This is a genomic window from Roseomonas fluvialis (assembly GCF_022846615.1).
GTDB classification, from domain to species: Bacteria; Pseudomonadota; Alphaproteobacteria; order Acetobacterales; family Acetobacteraceae; genus Neoroseomonas; species Neoroseomonas fluvialis.
This window is the reverse complement of the sequence record NZ_AP025637.1, coordinates 5307010-5326737: the sequence shown is the minus strand read 5'-3', so window position 1 is coordinate 5326737 and position 19728 is coordinate 5307010. Positions and strand designations below refer to the sequence as shown.

Annotated in this window: 20 protein-coding genes; 8 read left to right on the top strand and 12 right to left on the bottom strand. The window is 69.5% G+C overall.

The genetic code is table 11. The annotated features are described in order from the left end of the window. The first annotated feature begins 208 nt into the window (after nucleotides 1–208). The 4 genes from MWM08_RS25525 to MWM08_RS25510 are packed head-to-tail and all read left to right on the top strand — an operon-like array spanning nucleotide 209 to nucleotide 4195. Nucleotides 209–1228, top strand: coding sequence for an ABC transporter substrate-binding protein (locus MWM08_RS25525; RefSeq protein WP_244457277.1), 1020 nt, complete (start codon nucleotides 209–211; stop codon nucleotides 1226–1228). Next, nucleotides 1225–2016 (top strand): ABC transporter ATP-binding protein, encoded by a 792-nt coding sequence (locus tag MWM08_RS25520; protein WP_244457276.1) that lies wholly within the window; start codon nucleotides 1225–1227, stop codon nucleotides 2014–2016. Before MWM08_RS25525 ends, MWM08_RS25520 begins: the two co-directional genes overlap by 4 nt. Beyond that, nucleotides 2013–2849, top strand: a complete 837-nt coding sequence (locus tag MWM08_RS25515) for an ABC transporter permease (RefSeq protein WP_244457275.1) — start codon at nucleotides 2013–2015, stop codon at nucleotides 2847–2849. Before MWM08_RS25520 ends, MWM08_RS25515 begins: the two co-directional genes overlap by 4 nt. 8 nt (nucleotides 2850–2857) lie before the next feature. Continuing rightward, nucleotides 2858–4195 (top strand): cytosine deaminase, encoded by a 1338-nt coding sequence (locus MWM08_RS25510; protein WP_244457274.1) that lies wholly within the window; start codon nucleotides 2858–2860, stop codon nucleotides 4193–4195. Here MWM08_RS25510 and MWM08_RS25505 read toward each other — a convergent pair. Next, the gene (locus tag MWM08_RS25505; protein ID WP_244457273.1) at nucleotides 4182–4763 is read right to left on the bottom strand and encodes an NAD(P)H-dependent oxidoreductase; all 582 of its coding nucleotides are present in this window, start codon (nucleotides 4761–4763) and stop codon (nucleotides 4182–4184) included. The genes MWM08_RS25510 and MWM08_RS25505 overlap by 14 nt on opposite strands. Before the next feature lie 26 nt (nucleotides 4764–4789). Between MWM08_RS25505 and MWM08_RS25500 the strand changes: the two genes are divergently transcribed. The 3 genes from MWM08_RS25500 to MWM08_RS25490 are packed head-to-tail and all read left to right on the top strand — an operon-like array spanning nucleotide 4790 to nucleotide 6563. Beyond that, on the top strand, nucleotides 4790–5551 hold the full coding sequence (locus tag MWM08_RS25500) for a cysteine hydrolase family protein (protein ID WP_244457272.1): 762 nt from the start codon (nucleotides 4790–4792) through the stop codon (nucleotides 5549–5551). Then, entirely contained in the window at nucleotides 5551–5979 is a 429-nt protein-coding gene (locus MWM08_RS25495; RefSeq protein WP_244457271.1) for a cupin domain-containing protein, read from the top strand. Before MWM08_RS25500 ends, MWM08_RS25495 begins: the two co-directional genes overlap by 1 nt. Continuing rightward, on the top strand, nucleotides 5979–6563 hold the full coding sequence (locus MWM08_RS25490; RefSeq protein WP_244457270.1) for an NAD(P)H-dependent oxidoreductase: 585 nt from the start codon (nucleotides 5979–5981) through the stop codon (nucleotides 6561–6563). The genes MWM08_RS25495 and MWM08_RS25490 overlap by 1 nt, the downstream gene beginning before the upstream one ends. Nucleotides 6564–6569: 6 nt before the next feature. Here MWM08_RS25490 and MWM08_RS25485 read toward each other — a convergent pair whose 3' ends face one another. From MWM08_RS25485 to MWM08_RS25465, 5 genes are read right to left on the bottom strand one after another with little or no spacing between them, the layout of a single operon-like run. Further along, nucleotides 6570–6965 (bottom strand): GNAT family N-acetyltransferase, encoded by a 396-nt coding sequence (locus tag MWM08_RS25485; RefSeq protein ID WP_244457269.1) that lies wholly within the window; start codon nucleotides 6963–6965, stop codon nucleotides 6570–6572. Nucleotides 6966–7008: 43 nt separating this feature from the next. Further along, on the bottom strand, nucleotides 7009–8418 hold the full coding sequence (locus MWM08_RS25480; RefSeq protein WP_244457268.1) for an FAD-binding oxidoreductase: 1410 nt from the start codon (nucleotides 8416–8418) through the stop codon (nucleotides 7009–7011). Then, a complete protein-coding gene (locus tag MWM08_RS25475) occupies nucleotides 8415–9776 on the bottom strand; it encodes an FAD-binding oxidoreductase (protein ID WP_244457267.1) in 1362 nt (453 codons plus the stop codon). The genes MWM08_RS25480 and MWM08_RS25475 overlap by 4 nt, the downstream gene beginning before the upstream one ends. Next, nucleotides 9769–10584: a creatininase family protein gene (locus MWM08_RS25470; protein WP_244457266.1), complete on the bottom strand. Its 816-nt coding sequence runs from the start codon at nucleotides 10582–10584 to the stop codon at nucleotides 9769–9771. Before MWM08_RS25470 ends, MWM08_RS25475 begins: the two co-directional genes overlap by 8 nt. Next, complete coding sequence (locus MWM08_RS25465) at nucleotides 10581–11606, bottom strand: ABC transporter substrate-binding protein (protein ID WP_244457265.1); 1026 nt, start codon at nucleotides 11604–11606, stop codon at nucleotides 10581–10583. The genes MWM08_RS25470 and MWM08_RS25465 overlap by 4 nt, the downstream gene beginning before the upstream one ends. Nucleotides 11607–11848: 242 nt before the next feature. On the opposite strand from MWM08_RS25465, the gene MWM08_RS25460 reads away from it, so the two are divergent. Next, a complete protein-coding gene (locus MWM08_RS25460; protein WP_244457264.1) occupies nucleotides 11849–12844 on the top strand; it encodes an aromatic ring-hydroxylating oxygenase subunit alpha in 996 nt (331 codons plus the stop codon). Here MWM08_RS25460 and MWM08_RS25455 read toward each other — a convergent pair. From MWM08_RS25455 to iolG, 6 genes are all read right to left on the bottom strand, one after another. After that, the gene (locus MWM08_RS25455; RefSeq protein WP_244457263.1) at nucleotides 12841–13875 is read right to left on the bottom strand and encodes an ABC transporter ATP-binding protein; all 1035 of its coding nucleotides are present in this window, start codon (nucleotides 13873–13875) and stop codon (nucleotides 12841–12843) included. The genes MWM08_RS25460 and MWM08_RS25455 overlap by 4 nt on opposite strands. 4 nt (nucleotides 13876–13879) lie before the next feature. Continuing rightward, nucleotides 13880–16057, bottom strand: a complete 2178-nt coding sequence (locus MWM08_RS25450; protein ID WP_244457262.1) for an ABC transporter permease — start codon at nucleotides 16055–16057, stop codon at nucleotides 13880–13882. Between the two features lie 6 nt (nucleotides 16058–16063). Next, the gene (locus MWM08_RS25445; protein ID WP_244457261.1) at nucleotides 16064–17095 is read right to left on the bottom strand and encodes an ABC transporter substrate-binding protein; all 1032 of its coding nucleotides are present in this window, start codon (nucleotides 17093–17095) and stop codon (nucleotides 16064–16066) included. Nucleotides 17096–17184: 89 nt separating this feature from the next. Further along, nucleotides 17185–17961: an inositol monophosphatase family protein gene (locus MWM08_RS25440; RefSeq protein WP_244457260.1), complete on the bottom strand. Its 777-nt coding sequence runs from the start codon at nucleotides 17959–17961 to the stop codon at nucleotides 17185–17187. Then, nucleotides 17958–18740: an SDR family oxidoreductase gene (locus MWM08_RS25435; protein WP_244457259.1), complete on the bottom strand. Its 783-nt coding sequence runs from the start codon at nucleotides 18738–18740 to the stop codon at nucleotides 17958–17960. The genes MWM08_RS25440 and MWM08_RS25435 overlap by 4 nt, the downstream gene beginning before the upstream one ends. Beyond that, nucleotides 18737–19726, bottom strand: coding sequence for an inositol 2-dehydrogenase (gene iolG / locus MWM08_RS25430; protein ID WP_244457258.1), 990 nt, complete (start codon nucleotides 19724–19726; stop codon nucleotides 18737–18739). The genes MWM08_RS25435 and iolG overlap by 4 nt, the downstream gene beginning before the upstream one ends. Nucleotides 19727–19728: the final 2 nt, after the last annotated feature.

Sequence of the window (19728 nt, the reverse complement as noted above, 5' to 3'; positions counted from 1 at the left end):
GCGATGCGGCGCGGACGACACGGTTGCGCGATCGGCGGGCAGTCCTGCGCCGAATGCCCAAGCGGCGGGCGCCGGCGGTCTTCGCCCGGACCTCGATCCGCACGCCTCCATGGCATGTGGCTTGCTGTTGTGGCTGCCTGCCGTGGCTTGCTGCGGCGAACGCGGTTTTGCGCTATCGCGCGCAGGCGACATGCAGACGGAGGCAGAGATGCGCACCAGGTACCGGATCGAGCGCCGGACGGCGCTGCAGGGCGCGGCGGGCTTCGCCCTGGTGGCGATGGGCGGGGTGCGGGTACCGGCAGCGCAAACGCTCGACCGCGTGTCCTTCCAGACCAACTGGCGCGCCCAGGCGGAACACGGCGGCTACTACCAGGCGGTCGCCGCCGGCATCTACCGGCGCCACGGCATCGAATGCGACCTGCGCATGGGCGGGCCGCAGCAGAACCCCGCGCAGTTGCTTCTGGCCGGGCGCGTCGACATGGTCATGTCGAACGGCTTCCAGGCGCTGAACTTCGTGCGCGAGAACGTGCCCTTCCTGACCATCGGCGCGATCTTCCAGAAGGATCCGCAGATCCTGATGAGCCACGAGGAAGCCAATATCACCGGCTTCGAGCAGATGCGCGGCCGCCCGATCCTGATCGGCGCCGGCGGGCGCGTGACCTACTGGCCCTTCCTGCGCGCGCGCTTCGGCCTGACCGACGACCAGATCCGCCCCTATACCTTCAACATCCAGCCCTTTCTTGCCGACAAGGGCGCCATCCAGCAGGGCTTCCTGTCGTCCGAGCCGTTCTCGGCCATCGCGGGCGGGGCGCGCCCGCGCGTGCACCTGATCGCCGATGCCGGCTTCCCGAATTACCAGACCACGATCGACGTCTCGCGCCGCATGGTGGCGGAGAAGACCGACCTGGTGCAGCGCTTCGTGAACGCCACCATCGAGGGCTGGTCGCAATACATGCGCGGCCAGGATGTCGAGGCGGCGAACCGCCTGATCATGCGCGACAATCCCGACATGACGGCGGATCGCATCGCCTACGCCGTGCGCGTGATGAACGAACGCGGCATCGTCATGTCCGGCGATGCCGAGACGCTGGGCATCGGCGCCATGACCGATGCGCGCTGGGAGAATTTCTACACCACCATGCGAGATGCCGGTGCGATGCCGCCGGGCCTGGATTTCAAGCGCGCGTACACGCTGCAGTTCGTGAACAAGCGGGTGGGCCTGGCTTGACGCAAGCCCGCCCGCTGGTCGCGCTGCGCGGTGTCACCAAGCGCTACCGTACCGGCACGCTGGCGCTGAACGGGATCGACCTGTCGATCCGGCAGGGCGAGTTCGTGGCACTGCTGGGTGCGTCGGGGTGCGGGAAGTCGACGCTGCTGCGCATCCTGGCCGGGTTGTCGGCGCCGTCATCGGGCAGCATCGACTGGCCGCAGGCGGCGCATGACGCCTCGGGCGACCCACTGCGCGACATCGGCTTCGTGTTCCAGGAACCGACGCTGATGCCCTGGGCGACAGTCATGCGCAACGTGACGCTGCCGCTGGAACTGGCCGGCGTGAATCGTACCGAGGCCGAGGACCGCGCGGCCGAATGGCTTGCACGCGTCGAACTGAAGGGCTTCGAGAAGGCGTATCCGCGCGCGCTGTCGGGCGGCATGCGCATGCGCGTTTCCATTGCCCGGGCGCTGGTGACGCGCCCGCGCCTGCTGCTGATGGACGAGCCCTTCGCCGCGCTGGACGAGATCACCCGCTTCCGCCTGAACAACGACCTGTTGCAGCTCTGGGCGGCCGACCGCTTCACAGTGGTGTTCGTGACGCATTCGGTGTTCGAGAGCGTCTTTCTTGCCGAACGCATCGTGGTGATGGCGCCGCGGCCCGGCCGCATCGCGGAGGAAGTCGCGGTCGCCGTCGAGGGCGCGCGTGACGAAGCCTTCCGCACCTCCGCGCTCTACGCCGACCACTGCCGCACCGTCTCCGCCGCGCTGTCGGCCACCATCAACCCCGCCGAGCGCCCCGCATGAGCGACGAACCGACCCCCGAACGTGCCATGCCGCGCATCGTGGATGCCGAGACATGGCTGCGCATCCTCGCGCCGACGGTCATCGCCTTCCTGTTTCTCGGCGCCTGGGAAGCCGTGGTGCGGATCAACGAGATCCCGCACTACATCCTGCCCGGCCCGGTGCTGGTGGCGCAGACGCTGGTGAAGGACTGGGGGTCCCTGTCGGTTTCGCTGCTGATCACGCTCAAGATCACCTTCATGGCGCTGTCGGTGGCCGCCGTGCTGGGGCTGGCGCTGGCGGTGCTGTTCGCGCAGTCGCGCATCATCGAGCTATCGCTGTTTCCCTTCGCGGTCATCCTGCAGGTGACGCCGATCGTCGCCATAGCGCCGCTGATCATCATCTGGGTGAACGACGTCACGATATCGCTGCTGATCTGCGCCTGGATCGTGGCGTTCTTCCCGATCCTGTCGAACACCACGGTTGGGTTGAATTCGGCAGACCACAACCTGATCGACCTGTTCCGGCTGTATCGCGCCAATCGCTGGCAGGTGCTGGTGCGCCTGCTGCTGCCCTCGGCGCTGCCTTACTTCCTGGCGGGGCTGCGGATTTCGGGCGGGTTGGCGCTGATCGGGGCGATCGTGGCGGAATTCGTGGCCGGGACGGGGGGGAGCGCTTCCGGGCTCGCGTACCGCATCCTGGAGGCCGGCTACCAGTTGCAGATCCCGCGCATGTTCGCCGCGCTGGTGCTGGTGAGCGGGACGGGGATCGCGATCTTCCTCGCGCTGACGCTGCTGTCACACCTGCTGCTGCGCAAGTGGCACGAGAGCGCGATGGGACGGGGTGACCGGCGATGAGCCAGGCGATGACGATACTGCGCGGGGCGCTGGCGAATGCGGGTGCGGCGTATTGGCTGCGGGATGCGCGCGTGCCGGCCTGCCTGCTGGATGCGCCGCCGCCCGGGCCGGTCGACCGCGAGGGGCTCGTGCGGGTGGACCTGTCCGTCGCGGCGGGGCGCATCGCCGCGGTGGCACCGGCCGGTAGCGCGCCCGACGGGCTCTCGCTCGATGGCGGGCAGATCTGGCCCGGCCTGGTCGATGGCCACACGCATATCGACAAGGGCCATATCTGGCCGCGCATGCCGAATCCGGACGGCACCTTCGGCGGCGCGATCGGCGCCGTCATGGCCGACCGCGGCGCGAAATGGTCGATCGAAGACATGCGCGCGCGTGCCGATTTCGCGCTCCGCGCCGCCCATGCCCACGGCACCGTCGCGCTGCGCACCCATCTCGACAGCTACATGCCGCATGCGCCGAATGCCTGGGCCATGTTCCGCGCGCTGCGCGATGACTGGGCCGGGCGGATCACGCTGCAGGCCTCGTCCATCGCGCCGCTCGATCGTTTCGCCGGGGAGGAAGGCGCGGCACTGGCGGATATCGTAGCGGAGTCGGGTGGCGTTCTGGGCATGGTCACGCGCCTGACCGGTGGGCTGCACGATGATTTGCCCGCGGATTTTCAGCCGATGCTGGACCGCTTCTTCGCGCTGGCGGAGGAACGTGACCTCACGCTTGACCTGCATGTGGACGAGAGCGGCGAGACCGGCGCCCGCGCGCTGCGCGAGATTGCCGCCACCGCGCTGAAGCGCGGCTTCAAGCGCCCGATCCAGTGCGGCCATTGCTGCGCGCTGTCCCTGCACCCCGACGAATTCGCGGCCGAGACCATCCACCTGTGCGCCGAGGCCGGCATCGCCGTCATCGTCCTGCCGATGTGCAACATGTACCTGCAGGACCGCGTGCCCGGCCGCACGCCGCGCTGGCGTGGCGTCACGCTCGTCCATGAGATGCGCGCGGCGGGCGTGCCGGTCTCGGTCGCGTCGGACAACACACGCGACCCGTTCTACGCCTATGGCGACCTGGACATGGTCGAGGTGGTGCGCGAAGCGACGCGTATCCTGCATCTTGACCATCCCTTCGGGGATTGGCCGCGCGCCGCGGCTGCCACGCCCGCGGCCGCGCTGGGTCTGCACGACCATGGCTTGATCCGCGTGGGCGCTGCCGCCGACCTCATCCTTTTCCGCGGCCGTGTGATGACCGAGCTTCTGTCACGTCCTCAGGCTGACCGCATCGTGCTTCGTGCCGGTCGCGTGCTGGATGCCGAGCTGCCCGATTGGCGGGAGCTCGACCACTTGTTCACCAGCGGCTGAAATGGTTGCGCACCTTCACCACGAAAGCGTCGAGCTCGGCGGGCTTTCGCTGGTCCATCGCGTTCAGGTAGACCCAGTCGAGCCCGCAGCCCTTCGCGCAGAGGCGCCGGATGCCGCGCCCGATCAGCTTGCGGTCCGGCCAGCCGATATACCAGAGCAGCCAGGACGGCGAGCCATAGGTCGTGACCACGCCGATGCGCTTGATGTTGGTCAGCAGCGGCTCGATCGCGCCGGCGCCCAGGCGGAACGCCACGCCGGGCGACCACACGCGGTCGAACCAGCCCTTCAGCAGTGCCGGCATGCCGTACCACCAGGTTGGATAGACCAGCACCAGCGCCTCGGCCCAGCGCAGCGCGGCGACGTGGTCCTCGATGCCGGCTTCGTTGTCGCCCTCGGTGTGGTATCGGGCGCGCTCTTCGGCGCTCAGCGCGGCGGCGAAGCCCTCGGCATAGAGGTCGCGGATGTCCACGGCATGGCCGGCGGCCTTCAGCGCCGCCGCCGCCGTGTCGCGCAGCGCGGCGGAGTAGCTGTCGGCCCGCGGGTGGCAGTGGATCATCAGGACGCGCATCGTGGTCTCCGCCGGAGCATCGCCGCATGATCCCGATCGGGCCATCACGACGCAACACCTGGCGCGTGTCGGCCGATGCTGCCGAACTGATGCGCCCTGCCTTGCAGGAGCGCCGCGTGGACGTCGCGGCGCGACCGAAGCGCGTCGCCTTCGACCTGGCGCGCACCGCCTTCATCGTCATCGACATGCAGAACGACTTTTGTCACCGCGATGGGTGGCTCGCGTCGATCGGCGTGGATGTGGAACCCGCGCGCGCCCCGATCGCACCGTTGACAGCATTGCTGCCGGTGCTGCGCGGCGCGGGTGTGCCAGTGGTCTGGGTGAATTGGGGCAGCCGGCCGGATCGGCTGAACCTCTCGCCGGCGCTGCTGCATGTCTACAACGGGTCCGGCACTGGCACGGGGCTGGGCGATGCGCTACCCGCCACCGGCAGCCCTGTACTGCAAGGCGGATCGTGGTCGGCGCAGGTGGTGGATGAACTGGCGCCGGACCCGCGCGACATCCGCGTCGACAAGCACCGCATGTCGGGGTTCTGGGATACGCCGCTCGACAGCATCCTGCGCAACCTGCGCATCGAGACGCTCCTGTTCGCCGGCGTGAACCTCGACCAATGCGTGCTGCACACGCTGGCCGATGCGAACTTCGCCGGCTTCGACACGCTGCTGGTCGAGGATTGCGCGGCCACGACCAACCCGCGCTTCTGCCACGACGCGACGATCCTCAACATCCACCAGATCTTCGGCTTCACCCTGCAATCCCCCGACCTGGCAAAGGCGATCGCCCCATGATGAGCGCCCCCGTCATCGGCAAGCGCGCGGCCGACCTGCGTGGCTTCCGCATCACGCCGACCGATACGAATTATTTCGCCTGCCTGCTGGATCCGCTGGCCGATGGCGTGTCCTTCACGCTGGTGGTCGAGATCTTCGAGCCCGGCGGCAAGACACCCCCCAACACGCACAGCGCGGCGGAGGAATGCTTCTTCGTGCTGTCCGGCACCGGCACCGCTTTCGCCGACGGGAAGTCCATGCCGATCGGTCCTGGCGACTGCTTCGTGCTGCGCCCCGGCGTCGAGCATGTGGTCGAGAATACCGGCACGACGAAGCTCTATTGCCTCACGCTGATGACACCGAACGAGGGTTTCGCGGAACTCATCCGCAACGGCACGCCGGTGACGCTGCCGCCCGAGGACATCGCGGTGCTGACGGGCCGCGCCTGATGCGCGTGCTGGTGCTCTACGCGCATCCGCTGCCGGATTCCTTCCACGCCGCGCTGCATCGCGCCGCGCTCGACGGCCTCGTGCAGGCCGGGCATGAGGTCGACGATTGCGACCTCTATGCCGAGGGCTTCGACCCCGTGCTGTCGGCCGCGGAACGCCGCGACTACCACGATCCCGCACTGAACCAGCGCCTGGTCGCCCCCTGGGTCGCGCGCCTGCAGGCCGCGGAGGCGATGGTCTGCGTCTTCCCGACCTGGTGCTTCGGCCCGCCGGCGATCCTGAAGGGTTTCTTCGACCGCGTGTTTCTACCCGGCGTGTCGTTCACCTTGCAGGACGGCGTCGCGAAACCCGCGCTGACCAACATCCGCCGCATCGCCGGCGTGGTGACCTATGGCCGGCCCTGGTGGACGGCGCTGCTGATGGGTGATCCGCCGCGCATGGCGGTCACGCGCTACCTGCGCGTGCTGACCGGCTGGAAGGCGAAGGCCGAATACCACGCGCTGTACGACATGAACCGCGCGACGCTGGTGCAGCGCGAGGCGTTTGTGGCGCGCGTGCGCACGCGCATGGCGCAGCTGCGATAGGCGTGGCTAGGGGTGCGGTGCCAGCGGGGCGGCAGGCAGGATGAACTGGATTTCGCCATTCGTGGTGCTTGCTTCGCGCCATCCTGCGGCGCGGTAGAAGCCCTCGGCACGCGTGCCGGCGCCGGTGGTGAGGCCAACCTCTGCGGCGCCCTGCGACCATAGCCAGTCCACGGCGCAGTCGAGCAACCCTCGGCCGATTCCGCGCCCCTCGTGATCCGGGTGTATAAACAGCGCCCAGATGGTCGCGGTGGCGCGCGTCGCGGCCGAGAAGCCGAGGATCACGCCGTCTTCCTCATGCACCCAGGTCTGGCCGGCAGGACCGAGATGATCCTGGTAGTCGCGCAGCGTGACACGGCCCGGATCGCTCAGCAGGTTCTCACGCACCGCGGCGCGTATCGCCAACAGCCGCGGAAAGTCGTCGAGCGTCGCGGGCCTGATTGCCGTGTTATTCGCCGAGCGCGTCCTCGACCTCCGGCGCATCCGCGTCGCCGAACATGTAGTGGCTGCGCGGTGCATCGGGTGTCCAGGCGGGATTGTCCCAGGCCAGCATCTTGCCGGGGTTCAGCAGGCCGAGCGGATCGGCCTCGCGCTTGAAGGCCAGCTGTCGCGCATCGACGCGCTTCATCCCGCCCTCCTCCAGCGTGAAGGCGTGCGGGTTGAAGATGGGGCAGCCGCTCTCCTCGTGCAGCCGGATGATCTCGGCGAGGCGTTCCTCGGTGGTGTAGCGCACGAGCTGCAGGCCGAAGCAGGTGACCTCGCCGCCGAAGCGCACGAATTCCAGGTGCATCGGCACCTCGTCCCCGAACATCGCCGCCATCTTCTCGACCAGTGCGAGATGCCCCGGCGGCGGGAACAGTGTCTGCAGATAGGTGATGCTGCGATCCACCTTCAGCGCCTGCAGCGTCGTGTGGTTCCAGGAATGCTCATAGAGCGGCACCGCGGCCTGGTCCGTCGGGCAGCGGTAAAGCTCCCGGCCGTTGGTGCGCTCGATATAGGGCGGCAGGGCTTCGAGGAACGGGGCGGCGACCATCGCCAGCACCACATGTGTCCCCGCTGGCACCACGCCCTCGAAATGCTTGAAGTACTGCTGCGGCACGGGTGCTGCGATCACGCAGGCGAGCTTCTTCACGATGCCATCGGCACGCGTCAGCGCATCGGCGAAGCGTGCGGCGTCCATCAGCGTCGGGAAGCCGAACATCAGGTCCACCCAGTCCTGGGCGGGGGCGAGCGGCACCTCGACCTCGGTGATCACGCCATTGGTGCCGTAGGCGTGGTTGGCCTTGTCGATGTCGGCGCCGCGCAGTTCCAGAACGCGGGGCGTGGCCTCCATGGTCACCACGCGCAGGCCCAGGATATTGCCCGGCTCGCGTAGCGACCCCCACATGCACGACCCCGCGCCGGCCGACCCGCCGGCGATGAAGCCGCCGATCGTCGCGGTGCGCTTGGTCGAGGGATGGAAGCGCAATTCGCCGCCCACCTCGCGCCGCGTCTGCTCGTCGATCGCGATCAGCTTCGCCCCGGCCTGCGCCCGCAGAACGCCGGGCTTTGCCCATATCACGCGATCCATCGCGGACAGGTCGAGCACGATCCCGCCCTTCAGCGGCATCGCCTGCCCGTAGTTTCCGGTGCCGGCTCCGCGCGGCGTGACCGGGATGCGCCGTGCATGGCACTCGGCCAGGATGCGGATGACCTCCCCTTCGTCCTTCGGCAGCGCGACCGCGTCCGCCTTCACGCCGTTCAACTGCCGCTTCAGCACCGGCGAATACCAGAAGAAGTCGCGGCTACGCTGGCGCACCAGCGCGGCATCGGTGATGAACACGATGCCCGGCAGGGCGGCGATCAGTTCGGTCGTCATGCGGCGTCGGTCTCCGGGGCGTCGAAGCTCGCCATCTTGCCGGGGTTGAACAGGCCGAGCGGATCTACACGCCGCTTGAAGCCCAGCTGGTCCCCAGGCACGCGGCGATAGCCCGATCCGCCTTCGATGGTGAAAACATGCGGGTTGGCGATGCCGATCCCCTCCGCTTCGAACCCTGCCATGATGGCGTTCAGCCGGGCCTCGTCCGTCCAGCGGATGACGGGCAGCGCGGTCATGGTGGTGCGACCGCCGAAGCGCACGCATTCCGTGTGCATCCAGACCTCGTCGTGGAACTTCGCCCGCACTGCTTCCACCGCGCGCAGCGTGTCCTCGAACGGGAAGCGGCACTGCAGGTACGTCACGCCGCGGTCGCGCTTGAGGACCTGCAGCGTGGTGTGGTTCCAGCAGTATTCGTAGAACGGCGTTGCGTCCGGATCGCGTTCCGCGGCCACGGTGTCCTGGTCGGCCACGATAGTGCCGCCGTGTTCGCGCACCAGGTCGCGGAAGGCGACGAGGCCCGAAGGTGCGATCATCGCCAGCACCAGTGCGTTGCCTTCCGGCACCGCATCCGCGAGGCCGCGGAAGAAGGGCGGCAGCCGGGCGTCGAACACACCCGCCATCTTCTTCTGGATGCCATCCGCGAAGGCGAGGGCCAGTGCGAAGCGCGCCGCATCGGAGAAGTCGGCAAATGTCACCGCCATGTCGCGCCAGGCCTGCGCAGGCACCAGCGGAATCCGCACGCGGGTGATGACGCCCGTCGTGCCGTAGGTGCGGTTGACCGGCGCAGCAGCATCGCCGTCCAGGTCCAGCAGCGCCGGCGGGTCCTGCAACGTCGCCACGCGCACGCCGTTGAGGTTGCCGCGCTCGCGCATCGTGCCATGCGCGATGCCCCCCACGCCGGCGCCGCCGCCGGCGACGAAGCCCGCGATGGTCGCAGTGCGCTTGGTGCTGGGCCAGAGCCGCAATTCCCAGCCGCGATCGCGCGCCCAGAGGTCCAGGTCGATCATCCGCGCCCCGGCCTCGGCCTCGAGCACGCCATCGGTGATGCCGATCGGCGCCGTCATCGCCGTCGTGTCGAGCACGATGCCGCCGTTCAGTGGCACGCATTGCCCATAGTTTCCGGTGGCGCCGCCACGCACCGTGACGGGCACGCCGGCCGAGCGCGCGGCCACCAGCACGCGCAATACCTCGGCCTCGTTCGCCGGTCGCACCCAGAGGTCGGCGCGCTTGCCGTCCAGCTGCGCCTTCAGCACCGGACTGTACCAGTAGAAGTCACGGCTTTTCTGCCGCAGCAGCGCCGCGTCGTCCGATTGCTCGATCCCGGCCAGCGCGGCCGACAGCGCCGCGATGTCAGGCATCGGGGTCGGGCGCGTTGGACAACCAGGCCTCGACGTCCATCGCCGCGACCTGCTGCCAAAGTGCGGCCATGCGGGCAGCGGCGTGATCGAGCAGCGCCTCGCCGATCTCCACCGTGGCGGCGGAGGCATCGCCCACCGCGCCTGCCGGGTGCAGGTCCTGCGCCTGCCAGGCCAGCGGCGCACCGGCATCGGGCGCCATGGACGGCGTCTCGTTCGAGACACCCTGCCAGCGGCTGACGAAGTTGCGCGCCTTGTCCATGTGCACGAGGTGCGGTGTGAGCGCGAGCATCACCGATGTCTCGTCGCGCCCCGCATGGATGCCGAAGCGGCCTTCCACCGCGTCGCGCAGCGCCTCCGGCTTTCCCATGCGCGCCCACATCGCGTTCACGGCGAACAGCCCCTGTTCGATCCGCAGTCGCCGCGCCGCGATATCCAACGCCGAGACATTCCCGCCATGGCTGTTCACGAAGACAAGCCGCTTCACGCCCGCACGCGCGACCGACGCCCCGATGTCGCAGACCAGGGCGAGCAGCGTCTCGGCGCTGGTGGTTAGCGTGCCCGGGTAACGCAGGTGCTCCACCGACAAGGCGACGGATTGCGTCGGCAGCACCAGGACGGGCAGGTCGGCCGGGATCACCTTCAGCGTCCGGCCCACCACGCCCTGGTTGATCGTGGTGTCGACCGACACGGGCAAATGCGGCCCGTGTTGTTCGATCGACGCGACGGGCAGCACCGCGATGGTGTTCGCCGGCAGCGAGCGGAAGGCCGGCCAGGGCAGGTCGGCCCAGTAGCGGGAGGGAAGCGTCACGCGAGCCTCATATCCGTTGCCGGAGGCAGGTAGCGTGGATCATAGACCTCGGTCCAGGGCAGCGGGCGGCTGATGGCGAAGGCGTCGCGCACCATGTCGATGCCGCGCTGCAGCCGGGCGGTATCGATGCGCCCGAAGCCGTTGGCGCGCACATGCGGCGTGAAGGTGAGGTCGTTCAGCGCGAGCTCCAGCCGTTCGCGCTCCAGCGCCACGTCGGTCAGCGGTTCGCGCGCGCGCAGCACCGCGATGGTGGCCGCCGGGTCCGCCAGGCTGTCGTACTGCGCGCGGACGAGGCCGCGGATCAGTCCGGTCACCGCGGCCGGGTTCGCCTCCGCCCAGCGCTTCGAGGTGATCAGCGAGGTCGCGTAGAAGTCCGCGCCGAAGTCGCTGTACTTCATGGTGATGATGTCGTTCGCCGCCACGCCGAGCCCGCGCAGCGACAGGATGCCCGAAGTGATGAAGCCCGTGATGGCATTCACGCGGCCTTGCGCCAGCATCGTCTCGCGCAGCTGCGGCGTGACCGTCTGCCAGCGGATGCGCGCCGCATCGATGCCGGCGGCCTTGGCGAAGGCCGGGAACAACTGGCGCCCCGCATCGGATTCCGGTGCGGCGACCGACTTGTCCAGCAGGTCGGCCGGGCGCGCGATGCCCTCTCGCCGCAGCGTCATCACTGCCAGCGCGGTGGCGTCATAGACAAGGAATGGGCTGAACAGATCCACCTCGGGCCGTTCGAGCTTCATGCGGATGGTTGGGTTCAGGTCCGCCACGCCCACGTCGTAGGACCCGCCGGCGATCTTCACAGGGACATCACCGGAGCCGAAGCCGCGATCCATCGTGACGTTCAGCCCCTCGCGCCGGAAGTAGCCACGTTCCAGCGCCACCAGGAAGGCCGCCTGCGGGCCCTGGAAGGCCCAGTCCAGGCTGAAGCGCACGGGCAGCAGAGTCTGCGCCTGCACCGCCGGCGCGGCGAGTCCGGCAAGGGGCGTGGCAGCAAGAACGCGAAGGGCGCTGCGGCGATCCATGGGGGCGTCTCCCGGCGAAGGTTGCAAGGGCGGTCGTCCGCCGACCGCTGGATTTGGCATGGCGCAGCGGCGTGCAAGCAGCGGACCATGGCCGCATGCGGCATCCGGGCGTGCTGCTGCCGCGTTTCTGGGCGCCAGGCGGTCCATCCCTGCCATTGCTTTGGGCACCCGTTGCGGGCGGTCCACCCGGCATGCTGGTCCGGCGCTTGCAGAGCCGCGCGCACCGACACGGAGCTCCCGCCATGCTCGCCACTGCCACGCCGCTGCTGACCCGTTTCTGGTATCCGGTGATGCCGATGGCGATGCTCGCTGACGGGCCGAAGCCGTTTCGCCTGCTCGGGCGCGACCTGGTGCTCTGGGTCGATGGGGATGGCCAGCCTGCGGCCATGGATGACCGCTGCTGCCACCGTACGGCGAAGCTGTCGAAGGGCTTCTACGCCGAAGGCCGCCTCGCCTGCGGCTACCATGGGTGGGAATACGGGCGTGACGGGTCGGTCCTGCGCATCCCGCAGCGCCCGCCCGAACGCCAGGGACCGACGCGCATGGGCACGCGCGCCTACCGTGCCGAGGCGCGCTACGGCTATCTGTGGGTGGCGCTCGACAACCCGCTTTTCCCGGTCCCGGAGTTCGAGGAGGAGGCCGAGGGCTTCCGCCGCATCGACGAATTCTACGAGCCCTGGACCTGCGCGGGCCTGCGCCTGATGGAGAACAGCTTCGACAACGCGCATTTCTCCTTCGTGCATCGCGCATCCTTCGGCGACCAAGGCCACCCGGAACCCGCGAAGCTCGAGATCGAGGAACACCCCGACGGCTTCCTCATGATCACCGAGGTGCCGGTGCGCAATCCGGAGATCCAGAAGAAGGTCCTGCGCATGGAGAACGACGAGACGGTGCGTTCCATGCGCGGGCGTTGGTACATGCCCTTCCTGCGCAAGTTGCGTATCCGCTACCCGAACGGGCTCAGCCACAGCATCGTCACCGCCGCCACGCCGATCGACGACGCCACCAGCCAGGTGGTGCAGTTCGTGTTCCGCAACGACACCGAGGCCGATGCGAAAGCCGAGGACGTGATCGCCTTCGACCGCATCGTGACGAACGAGGACCGCGACATCCTGGAATCGACCGACCCCGACGTGCCGCTCGACCAGTCGGGGATCGAATTCAACATGCCATCCGACCGGCCGGGCGTGCTGATGCGGCGGATGCTGGCGGCAGCGCTGGCGCGCGAGGCAGCCTAGCCGCGCAGCGGGATCGCGCGGTCGAGGCGACAGGCGACTGCCGCACCTTCGTCCCAGGCCGGCGCAGCCGCGGGCGTCACGACGAACAGCGTGCCGGCCGCGGTCTCCACTTCGTATTCGCGAGTCTGGCCCAGGAAGGCAGCGCGCTGCACGCGGCCCGGCAGGCCGGCGTCTTCGGGGGGCAGCAGGCGGATCGATTCCGGCCGCACCGCGAGCGACGCCGCGCCCGGCGGATGCGCGCGCATCACTGTCTCCAGCACCGCGCCGCCGACGGCGATGCGCCCTTCGCCCAGCACATCGCCGGCCAGCACATTCGCCTCGCCCATGAAGTCGGCGATGAAGGCGTCGGCCGGGTCGTCATACAGCGCGTGCGGCGTGCCCTTCTGCGCGATGCGGCCATCCTTCATCACCACCACCAGGTCGGAGACCGCGAGCGCCTCCTGCTGGTCGTGCGTGACGTACACGACCGACAGGCCAAGCCGCTTTTGCAGGTCGCGAATATCCTCCCGCACACGCCGGCGCAGGCGGGCATCGAGGTTCGACAGCGGTTCGTCGAACAACAGCACCTTGGGGCGCAGCACCAGTGCACGCGCCACCGCCACGCGCTGCTGCTGCCCGCCGGATAACTCCGCCGGCAAGCGAGCACCGAGGCCATCCAGCCCCAGAGTCTTGAGCATAGCACTGGCCTCGGCCTCGGCGGCCTGCCGACGCGCGCCGCCGACGACGAGGCCGTAGGAGACGTTCTCCAGCACGTTCATGTGCGGAAACAAGGCGTAGGACTGGAACACCATGGCGATGCGGCGTTCCGCGGCCGCGAGGCGCGTGACGTCGCGCCCCTCGATCTCGATGCGCCCGGCGGTCGGCAGTTCCAGCCCCGCGACCAGCCGCAGCGTTGTGGTCTTGCCGCACCCCGACGGGCCCAGCAGCGTGACCAGCGCCCCCTGCGGCAGGTCGAAGGTCACGTCGTCCACTGCGCGCACGAGGCCGAAGGCCTTCGTGACGCCGGTGAAGCGGATCGCGGCGTCGGTCATGGATTCACGCTCCGGTCCTGACAGGCGCCATTGGCGTCGCGCGCCGGCCGATCTGCGCGCGCCCGACGACGCGTTCGATCCCCAGCACCACCGCCAGCATGACCACGATCAGCACGGTGGAATAGGCGATGGCGAGCGCCATTTCGCCCGCCTCCACGCGGCCCACGATGTACACCGTGGCCAGGTTGTGGCGCGCCGAGACCAGGAAGATCACCGCCGAGACAGCTGTCATGGCATGCACGAAGCTGAACGCCAGCGCAGCCACGATCGCCGGCCGCAGCAGCGGCAGCACCACGCGGCGCAGCGTCTGGAAGGCGCCGCCGCCCATGGTGGCTGATGCTTCGTCCAGCGATTTGTCGATTTGCGCCAGCGCCGCGATGCCGCCGCGCACGCCCACCGGCAGGTTCCGGAATACGAAGCAGATCACCAGGATCAGTGCCGTGCCGGTCAGTTCCACCGGCGGTTCGTTGAACGCCATGATGTAGGCAACGCCGACGACCGTCCCCGGAATCGCAAAGGACAGCATGGTCATGAACTCGAGCGACCTGCGGCCGGGAAAGACCTGCCGCGCCAGCAGCCAGGCCAGCAGGATGCCGAGCCCCGCGGTCAACGGCGCCGAGATCGCCGCCACCTGGATGGTGGTGAACAGGCTGTCCCAGGCCGACCCACGGAAAGCGGGGCCATTGGCCCATTCCACCTCGAACCCCGTGACGAAGTGCCGCCAGGTGAAGGACATGTCGGCGCGCCCGATATCGTGCACGAAGCCGCCCACCAAGATGATGCCGTAGACCGCCGCGGTGAACAGCATCCACGGCCAGGCCAGCGCGCCGCAGGCCATTTTCAGCCCGCGCGGCAGCGGCGCCGGTACGCCGGAATCGCCCTTGCCGGTCACTGTGGTGTAGCGCCGCTTGCCCAGCCACAGCCCCTGCAGCGCGAAGGCGCCAAGGGTCAGCGCCAGCAGCAGCAACGCCAAGGCCGCCGCGCGTCCGGGCTCATGCCGCGCACCGGCAATGGCGAAGAAGATGCGCGTGGATAGCACGTCGAAATCCCCGCCCAGGACCAGCGGATTGCCGAAATCGGCCAGGCTTTCCACGAAGGCCAGCAGCAGGCAGGCGGCAATGGCCGGGCGCAGCAATGGCCAAGTCACGGTGCGAAACACGGTGAAGCGCCGCGCGCCCATGGTCGATGCCGCTTCCTCGAGCGATGGCCCGATCGCGCGCACCGCGCCTTCCAGCAGCACGAAGGCGATCGGCGCCTGCGCCAGCACCTGGGCCAGCAGCACGCCCGGCAACCCGTAGATCCAGCGGCTGCGCGGGATGTCGAACCACTCCCACAGCGCTGTCGTGACGATGCCGGTGCGCCCGAACAGCACGATCAGAGCCAGTGAAACGACGAAGGGTGGCGTGATCAGCGGCAGGATGGTCATGGCGCGGAAGGCCGGTTGCGCGCGCACGTTGCCGCGTGCCGCCAACAGCGCAAAGGCAAGGCCGATCAGCGTCGAGATCACCGCCGTCAGCGTCGCCAGCACCAGCGTGTTCCACACCACGCCGCAGCCCTGGTGCGTGGCGATGCAGGCGAGGCTCCAGGCCTCCGGCGCCGTCAGCCGCTGCGCCAGCGCGGCGGGCGCGACACGGCCATCCTCCATCACCGCTGCCGCCAGGATGGTCGCCAGCGGCACGAACACGAACAGCAGCAGCAAGGCCGCGCTGCCTGTCACCAGGAAGGCGATGAAGGCATCCCCGCCGAACCGACCCTGTGCCGCAAGCCCGGCCGAGAGCATGGCGAAGGCGCCGGCGACCAGGATGGCGGCGCCCCAGCCGAGCGCGGCCTGGGGTCCGGCATCGCCCAGCAGCGGCGCCAGTATCGGCCAGGCCAAGCCGCGCAGCCCGATCGCGTGGCCCTGCAGGAAGACCAGCGCAATCGCGCCCGCGCCGCACCAGGCCAGCAGCCGTCCCGGCACGCGCCCCGCCAGCAGCGCCGGCGCCGGCGCCAGCAGCAGGATCACCGCCGGCCACAGCCACCACCGCGTGCCGATCGTCAGCAGGACCGCGAGCGGCGCCGCCTCGCCCGCGGGCCACGCCACCAGCCCGCTAAAGCCGGATTCCATGCCATGCCAGGGTGCCAGCAGCACCCCGGCCAGTACCGCCGCGAGCGCGGCGCGCCCGAGGATCAGCGCGCCCACGCGGCGTCAGCGAGCGCCGGCGCGTACCTCGCGTTCCCAGCGCGCCAGCAGTCGCGTGCGTTCCTCGCTGCTGCCCCAGCGGGCGAAGTCGTAGTCGATCAGGCGCACATCCTCGAAGCGCGGTGCCTGCGGCGGAATCGGCGAGGCGCGGTTCGACGGCAGCTGGAAGGTATTGGCGGTGCCGGCGATCGCCTGCGCCTCGGGGCTCAGCGCCCAGTCGTAGAAGCGGCGCGCATTCTCCATGTTGCGTGCGCCGCGAATGATCGACATGGAGCCGATCTCGTACCCGGTGCCCTCGCAGGGCGCCACGATGTTGACCGGCGCGCCGGCGAGCTTCTGCGTCACCGCGTCATGCAGGAAAGTGATGCCGACCAGCGTTTCCCCGGTTGCGGCCGCGCGGGCGGGCGCGGCCCCGGACCGCGTGTACTGGTTCACGTTGCGATGCAGCGCGCGCAGGTAGGTGAAGGCAGGCTCCTCCCCCATCACCTGCACCAGCGTGGCCAGCATGGTGTAGGCAGTGCCGGAGGTGTTGGGGTCGGCCACCTGCACCTCGCCGCGGAATTCCGGGCGCGCCAGGTCGGCCCAGCAGGTGGGCGCGGCGATGCGGCGGCGTTCCAGTTCGCGCGTGTTGTAGGAATACCCCAGCGCGCCGGCGTAGATGCCCACCGTGCGGAACTGTGCCTGTTCCGCTTGGCGCGTCGCCCAGGGGTGCAGTTCCGCCAGGCGCGGGGAACGGTATTCGACCGTCAGGTTCTCCTGCGCGGCCTGCATGTGCGGGTCGCCGGTGCCGCCCCACCAGACGTCGCCGCGCGGGTTCGACGCCTCGGCGCGGATCTGCGTCATGGTCTCGCCGGAGGATTTGCGCGTCATGGCCACGCGGATGCCGGTGGCCCGCTCGAAGGCGGCCATCATCGGGCGGCACCATTCCTCCTGCACCGAGCAATAGACGGTCAGGTTGCCCTGCGCCTGCGCGCCGGCGGGCACTGCGAACGCGACGCCGGCGACTAGCGCGGCGCCAAGGATGCGGCGGTTGGTCATGAGGACGGAACTCTCCCTGTGCCTGAGGCCGCGCTTGGGTGCACGGTTCGCCCGGTGCCGCAAAGTTAAGTCACGATGAAAGGCGCCCTTCAAGCCTCCAGCAGGGCCGCAAGCTGCGCGCCCAGCGCCGGCGCGCCGACGCCGATCGGATTGCCGCTGGCGAGCCAGTCGCCACTGTCGAAGCCATTGGTCCAGCAGCCGGCCTCGCGCGCGATGATGATGGCAGCGGCGGCATCCCAGGCATTGATGTGCAGTTCCAGATAGGCATCGAGCCGCCCCGCGGCGGCTTCCACCAGGCCGAGCGCGCCGGACCCACCGCTGCGCAGCCCCGCGCCCCGCGCCGTCACGCCCTCGGCCATGCGATGGAAGCGCGCGATCGGTTCGCGCAGCGACCAGCCGCATTCGATGATGGCGCGGCCGATGTCGGTGGTGGGTGCGGCGTGGATCGGGGAGCCGTTCAGCGTGGCGCCGAGGCCCTGTGCGGCGGCGAAGACTTCGGCCGGCGCATGGCGCGCGATGGCACCGGCGACCGCGTGGCCGTCCACCACCAGGCCGATCGACACGCACCAGCGGTCCCCGCCACGCGAGAAGTTCGACGTGCCGTCGATCGGGTCGAGCACCCAGAGTGGCCCTTTCGTGTCGGCGGCGCCGCCCATCTCCTCGCCCAGGATCGCCTCGTCCGGGAATTGCGCAGCGAGGCGGTCGCGGATGAAGCGCTCGGTCGCACCATCGGCCTCGGTGATGAAATCCTGCGCGCCCTTCAGGCTTGCCACGCCGCCGCCCGCTTCGCGCATGCGTTGCGCGAGGTCTGCCGCTTCCACCGCGATCTGCGCGGCGGCGTCACGCCGGCGGGCCAGGTCGTTCATCCATAGGCTCCCATGACGTTCTGGTCGAAGTCGATCAGTGCGCCGGTCATCATCGCCGCGGCGTCCGACAGCAGGTGGACGGCGAGACCCGCGACGTCGCGCGGTTCGATCAACCGGCCGAACGGCTGCGTGGGCGCCGCCTGGTCGAGCCAATCCGCTGGATTGCCGTCGCGCGCCTGAATGGCATGCTCGCCCGGCGTGTCGGCCCAGCCGAGGTTGATCCCGTTCACCCGGATGCGATGCGCGCGCAGCCCATGCGCGGTGTTCTTCGTAAGCGTCGCGAGCGCGCCCTTCGACGCCGCATAAGCCGTCAGGAAGGGCTGCCCGCCATGGGATGACATGGTGATGATGTTCACGATCGCGCCTGACCGCCGGAGCGCGACCAACCGCTGCGCCATGGCCTGCGTCAGGATGAAGGGCGCGCGGGCGTTGACGGCAAACAGCCGGTCCCACAGCGCGACCGGTGTGTCGAGGATGCTGCCGCGATCCGTCAGCCCCGCCGCGTTCACCAGCGCGTCGACCGGGCCGAGCGCGTCCTCGGCCAGCGCCAGGATGCGCGCGCACGCGTCGGCATCGGCCAGGTCGGCGGGAATGAACAGGGTTGGCACGCCGAGCGAATCCGCCACCGCCCGGCCGCGCCCGATGTCGCGGCCGGTGATGGCGATGCGGTCCGCGCCGGCTTCCACCGCGGCGCGCGCGATGCCCTCCCCGATACCCTGGGTACCGCCGGTGACCAGCACCACGCGGCCCTTCAGCGAGACCTTCGGCAGCGCGCTCATGCGACACGCACCGGACGGTTCTCGCGCAGCGACTGCAGCGCGGCGTCGGCCAGGACGAGTGCCCGGCGGCCATCCTCGGCGCCCACCGGCATCGGCGCCTGGTTCACCACCGCGTCGATGAAGGCGGCGAGCTCGATGCGATAGGCCTCTGCGTAGCGTTCGAGGAAGAAGTGCAGCGGCTTGTCGGTGGCGATGGAGGTGGCGTCCGCCTGTTCCACCGTGGTGCCCACGCGGTTGCCGGCGACGAGGCGGCCGAGGCTGCCATGCACCTCCACCCGCTGGTCGTAGCCATAGGTGGCGCGACGCGAGTTGTTGATATGCGCCATGCGGCCCGAGGCGCAGCGCAGCAGCACCATGGCGGTGTCGATGTCGCCCGCAGCAGCGATAGCCGGGTCGACCAGCGCGGCGCCGTTGGCGAAGACCTCGATGGGTTCCTCGTTCAACATCCAGCGCGCCATGTCGAAGTCGTGGATGGTCATGTCGCGGAACATGCCGCCCGAGACGCGGATGTAGTCGAGCGGCGGTGGGCCGGGGTCGCGGCTGGTGATGACCACTTGCTCCACCGTGCCGATGGCGCCGGCGCCGATGCGGCGATGCAGTTCCGCGAAATTGGGGTCGAAGCGACGGTTGAAGCCGACCAGCATCGGCATGCCGGCGTCACGCACCGCGGCCAGCGCTTCGTCGACGTGGGCCAGCGACAGGTCGATCGGCTTTTCGCAGAAGATCGCCTTGCCCGACCGGGCGGCGGCGATCACGAGGTCCGCATGCGTGTCGGTCGATGACGCGATGATCACAGCGCCGACCGCCGGGTCGGCCAGCGCGGTGGCGGTATCCGACACGCGCGCGCCGTGTTTCCGCGCAAGCGCGGCGCCCGCGGCCGCGTTCACGTCCACCACATGCGCGAGCCGCGCGCTGCCACTCGCCGCAAGGTTGGCGGCGTGGATGGCCCCGATGCGGCCGGCACCGAACTGCGCGAAGACGAGCATGG

Coding starts and splice junctions, on each gene's coding strand:
- MWM08_RS25525 (WP_244457277.1), top strand. CDS start 209: ATGCGCACCAGGTACCGGATCGAGCGCCGGACGGCGCTGCAGGGCGCG.
- MWM08_RS25515 (WP_244457275.1), top strand. CDS start 2,013: ATGAGCGACGAACCGACCCCCGAACGTGCCATGCCGCGCATCGTGGAT.
- MWM08_RS25510 (WP_244457274.1), top strand. CDS start 2,858: ATGACGATACTGCGCGGGGCGCTGGCGAATGCGGGTGCGGCGTATTGG.
- MWM08_RS25505 (WP_244457273.1), bottom strand. CDS start 4,763: ATGCGCGTCCTGATGATCCACTGCCACCCGCGGGCCGACAGCTACTCC.
- MWM08_RS25500 (WP_244457272.1), top strand. CDS start 4,790: ATGATCCCGATCGGGCCATCACGACGCAACACCTGGCGCGTGTCGGCC.
- MWM08_RS25495 (WP_244457271.1), top strand. CDS start 5,551: ATGAGCGCCCCCGTCATCGGCAAGCGCGCGGCCGACCTGCGTGGCTTC.
- MWM08_RS25490 (WP_244457270.1), top strand. CDS start 5,979: ATGCGCGTGCTGGTGCTCTACGCGCATCCGCTGCCGGATTCCTTCCAC.
- MWM08_RS25480 (WP_244457268.1), bottom strand. CDS start 8,418: ATGACGACCGAACTGATCGCCGCCCTGCCGGGCATCGTGTTCATCACC.
- MWM08_RS25475 (WP_244457267.1), bottom strand. CDS start 9,776: ATGCCTGACATCGCGGCGCTGTCGGCCGCGCTGGCCGGGATCGAGCAA.
- MWM08_RS25465 (WP_244457265.1), bottom strand. CDS start 11,606: ATGGATCGCCGCAGCGCCCTTCGCGTTCTTGCTGCCACGCCCCTTGCC.
- MWM08_RS25460 (WP_244457264.1), top strand. CDS start 11,849: ATGCTCGCCACTGCCACGCCGCTGCTGACCCGTTTCTGGTATCCGGTG.
- MWM08_RS25455 (WP_244457263.1), bottom strand. CDS start 13,875: ATGACCGACGCCGCGATCCGCTTCACCGGCGTCACGAAGGCCTTCGGC.
- MWM08_RS25445 (WP_244457261.1), bottom strand. CDS start 17,095: ATGACCAACCGCCGCATCCTTGGCGCCGCGCTAGTCGCCGGCGTCGCG.
- MWM08_RS25440 (WP_244457260.1), bottom strand. CDS start 17,961: ATGAACGACCTGGCCCGCCGGCGTGACGCCGCCGCGCAGATCGCGGTG.
- MWM08_RS25435 (WP_244457259.1), bottom strand. CDS start 18,740: ATGAGCGCGCTGCCGAAGGTCTCGCTGAAGGGCCGCGTGGTGCTGGTC.
- iolG (WP_244457258.1), bottom strand. CDS start 19,726: ATGCTCGTCTTCGCGCAGTTCGGTGCCGGCCGCATCGGGGCCATCCAC.